Here is a 3,945-nt window from a genome sequence, read left to right on the forward strand (position 1 = left end):
CTGACCCGCCTGCGCGATGTCACTGGACAAACCGCCGTCCTCGCGGTCGCCACTCACGATTCGGCACTTGTCGTTTCTGCGGCGGAGTCCACCCGGAGCGTGGTGATTTCCGTCAAGCCTGGCAATCGCCCGGCCACACATTGCTCCGCGCAGGGCAGACTGGTGCTGGCCTATCTGGATGAAGCCGCGCAACAGCGCGTGCTCAGGCGTAAGTTGCAGCAATTCACCGACCGCTCAATGACAGATCCTGCCAAAATCCAGGCACGCCTGGCGCTAATTCGTGAGCGTCTCTATGAAGATGCGGACGGCGAAGTCATTGATGGCATTAACCTGCTGGCAGCTCCGATCTTCAGGGGACGCGACGTCCTGGTCGGCTCGATTGGCGTGATCGGTCCGAGTCGCGATGTCCCGTCGCCTCCGACGGCTGATCTTCTTGGCGCGATCCAGTCAATCGCCGCAGAACTGAGCGCGCGACTCAATAGCAACATGTATGAGCGGCTGCTCGGCAACGCAGGGCTTGTTGCGAAAGTCTGAGGCCGGAGCTGCGCCGCCAACTGGTAGCGGCCATGCGGTGTCTGTTTCCTTTGATCCGGAATGTGCACTTCGGCCGATAATTTGCCGACCGACTCGAAGGGATGAATGACGCCTGTACCCACATAACCGCCGTCGGCGTAGCGGCGGTGCCGATGACCGGCGTGGGTCGAAGAGCGACCGCTGCACGGCGCGCACAATCGATCTCCCTTCATTGAACAGGAGGTCGACATGGAAACGCTTAAATCTTTCAGCGCTCGTCGTGTGCCGTGGAATAAGGGGAGGCTGACTGGCCAGAAGCCTCCGTTGAAACTGCGTGAAATCTGGGCGATTCGCACGAGACTTCAGATGTCATCCAACGTTCGCGAGTTGGCGCTGTTCAACTTGGCAATCGACAGCAAGCTTCGGGCATGCGATCTGACGCGATTGCAGGTGCAGGACATCTGCATGGGAAGCCACGTGGTCTCGCGTGCGACGTTCATGCAGCAGAAAACGCAACGACCAGTGCAGTTCGAAATCACGGAACAGACTCGGCAGAGTGTCGCACCCTGGATTTCGGCGCGGGGGCTGAAACCCGCCGACTATTTGTTCCCGAGTCGGCTACATGCGTCGGCGCACGTGTCGACACGCCAGTACGCTCGCATCGTTCATCGTTGGGTCGCTTCGATTGGACTGGATGACGCGGCGTACGGCACTCACACGATGCGCCGCACGAAGGCATCGTTGATCTATCGGCGCACCAAGAATCTGCGCGCGGTTCAGTTACTCTTAGGCCATACGAAACTTGAAAGTACAGTGCGTTACCTCGGGATTGAGGTAGATGACGCGCTCGAGATGGCCGAGCAAACCGAAGTCTGATAGGTCATGGCCGGCCAGCGGGCGCTTGCCGGCCACTTCCCGACATTTGCCCCTTAGCCGGTGGATGACGGCTGTCGGCCCCGGTCCGGACCTTCGTGGGCGGCATTGGCTTGGTTGCGTGTCGATCGTTGGATAACAACGCCCCCGCTTGCCTTTCCGCCGTATCGTCGGAGTTATCACCTGTAGGTCCGGCCCACAACAAGCGCTATTGTTGCCTTGGATGTGGCAGACTTAGTCTTGCGGTGTGGCCAGTCAGGGGGGTAGAGTACCTCTCCGTCCGACAGCGGCCACCGCTTGAGGGGGGCCAGCTGATGGAGCCGTCTTCTCGGTTCGGCGCACTTGAGGACAGTCGCTTCCAGGTCTTGTGGGAGGACGGCGACTGTGTCTTATGCCGGAGATCGTACGTCGAGGCTGATGGCAGGCAAACGTCAGTGCTGGCCGTGCGGTCCACTGCGGAGCACCCGACGCATGTCAGTCTGGACCGCCTGGCCCACGAATATGGTCTCCGCGACGAGCTGGACAGCGCTTGGGCGGCGCGGCCGCTGGAACTCGTGCGCGAAGGCGGTCGGACGCTGCTGCTGCTCGAGGACCGAGGCGGCGAGCCTCTCAAGCGGCTGCTCGGCGCGCCGATGGAGGTCGGACGCTGCTTGCGCCTCGCTATCGGCATCGTCAGCGCGCTGGGCAACGCGCACCAGCGTGGTCTCGTCCACAAGGACGTGAAGCCGGCCAATATCCTTGTGAATGGCGCGAATGCAGAGGTCCGACTCACCGGGTTTGGCATCGCCTCACGCTTGCCCCGCGAGCGGCAAGCGCCCGAGCCGCCAGAGACCATCGCTGGCACGCTCGCCTACATGGCCCCCGAACAGACCGGGCGCATGAACCGCTCGATCGACGCCCGCAGCGATCTCTACGCGCTCGGCGTCACCCTATACCAAATGCTCACGGGCTCATTGCCGTTCACTGCATCCGATTCCATGGAGTGGGTGCACTGCCACATCGCCAGAAAGCCGGTGCCGCCAAGCGAGCGCCTGGTGACGGTCCCGGCACCGGTCTCCCAGATCATCCTGAAGCTGCTCGCCAAGACCGCCGAGGAGCGCTACCAGACCGCGGCCGGGCTGGAGCGCGATCTCCGGCGCTGCCTTGCCGCATGGGACTCCGAGCATCGGATCGACTCCTTCCCGCTCGGCCAGCAAGATACGCCCGATCGGCTGCTGATCCCCGAGAAGCTGTACGGGCGAGAGCGCGAGATAGAGACCTTGCTCGCCGCTTTCGACCGCGTCGTCACCAGCGGCCGGCCGGAGTTGGTGCTTGTCTCCGGCTATTCCGGCATCGGCAAGTCCGCCGTCGTCCATGAGCTGCACAAGGCGCTGGTGCCGCCGCGCGGCCTTTTCGCCTCCGGCAAGTTAGACCAGTACAAGCGCGACATCCCCTATGCGACGCTGGTGCAGGCCTTTCAGAGCCTTCTGCAACCTCTGCTCAGCAAGAGCGACGCCGAGCTCGGCCGTTGGCGCGATGCCCTGCGAGAGGCGCTCGGCCCCAACGGCGGGCTCATGATCGACCTCGTCCCTGAATTGAAGCTCATTATCGGTGAACAGCCCCCAGTCCCTGAGCTTCCGCCACAGCAGGCACAGGCTCGTTTTCAGCTCGTGCTCCGGCGGTTCATCGCGGCATTCGCGCGGCCCGAACATCCGCTCACGCTGTTCCTCGACGATTTGCAATGGCTCGATACGGCGACGCTCGACCTGCTCGAGCATGTTTTGACGCAACCGGATGTGCATTACCTGCTCCTGGTCGGCGCCTACCGCGACAACGAGGTCACACCAACGCACCCGCTCATGCGGCGGTTGGCGGTGATCCGCCAGGCGGGCGCGCCGGTGCAGGATATTCTGCTGGCGCCGCTCGGGTTTGAGGATGTGGGCCGGCTCATCTCCGATGCCCTGCATTGCGAGCGGGACCGCGCCGAGCCTCTGGCCGGGCTGGTGCACGAAAAGACCGGCGGCAACCCCTTCTTTACCATCCAGTTCCTTACCGCGCTGGCCGAGGAGGGACTGCTCACCTTCGATCATGGTAAGGCGCGCTGGTCCTGGGACGTCGATCGCATCCAGGCCATGGGCTTCACCGACAATGTGGTGGAGCTGATGCTCGGCAAGCTCAGCCGCCTGCCGGTTGAGACCCAGGTTGCGTTGCAGCAGCTCGCCTGCCTCGGCAAGGCGGCGACCGCCACGCTGAGCGTGGTCCACGGCGGGACCGAGGCGGCGCTGCACGCGGCGCTTTGGGAGGCGGTGCGGGCCGGGCTGGTGTGCCGGCACGAGGGGGCCTACCGCTTCCCGCACGACCGCGTCCAGGAGGCGGCTTACGCGCTTATCCCCGCGGATGAGCAGGCCGCCGAGCACCTGCGGATCGGCCGGCTACTCGCCGCGCGGACGGCGCCGGAGGCGATCGAGGAGAACGTCTTCGAGATCGTCCGCCAGCTCAACCGCGGCGCTGCCCTGCTCACCTCAGGTGAGGAACGCGAACGGCTGGCCGAGCTCAATCTGCTCGCGGGCAAGCGCGCCG

At 64.0% G+C, this 3,945-nt stretch carries 3 protein-coding genes; all 3 read left to right on the plus strand.

Translation table 11 applies throughout. From position 1 onward, the window contains the following. On the plus strand, positions 1 to 534 hold a 534-nt coding region (locus tag JWR14_RS38400), incomplete at its 5' end, for an IclR family transcriptional regulator C-terminal domain-containing protein (protein ID WP_299720059.1). A 228-nt stretch (positions 535 to 762) separates the two neighbouring features. Further along, positions 763 to 1,389, plus strand: a complete 627-nt coding sequence (locus JWR14_RS38405) for a tyrosine-type recombinase/integrase (protein ID WP_299720062.1) — start codon at positions 763 to 765, stop codon at positions 1,387 to 1,389. Positions 1,390 to 1,700: 311 nt separating this feature from the next. Beyond that, positions 1,701 to 3,945, plus strand: a 2,245-nt coding sequence (locus tag JWR14_RS38410) for a serine/threonine-protein kinase PknK (protein ID WP_299720064.1), incomplete at its 3' end; no start/stop codon positions are given.

It is taken from the genome of Caballeronia sp., from assembly GCF_028292365.1.
Classification (GTDB): Bacteria; Pseudomonadota; Gammaproteobacteria; order Burkholderiales; family Burkholderiaceae; genus Caballeronia.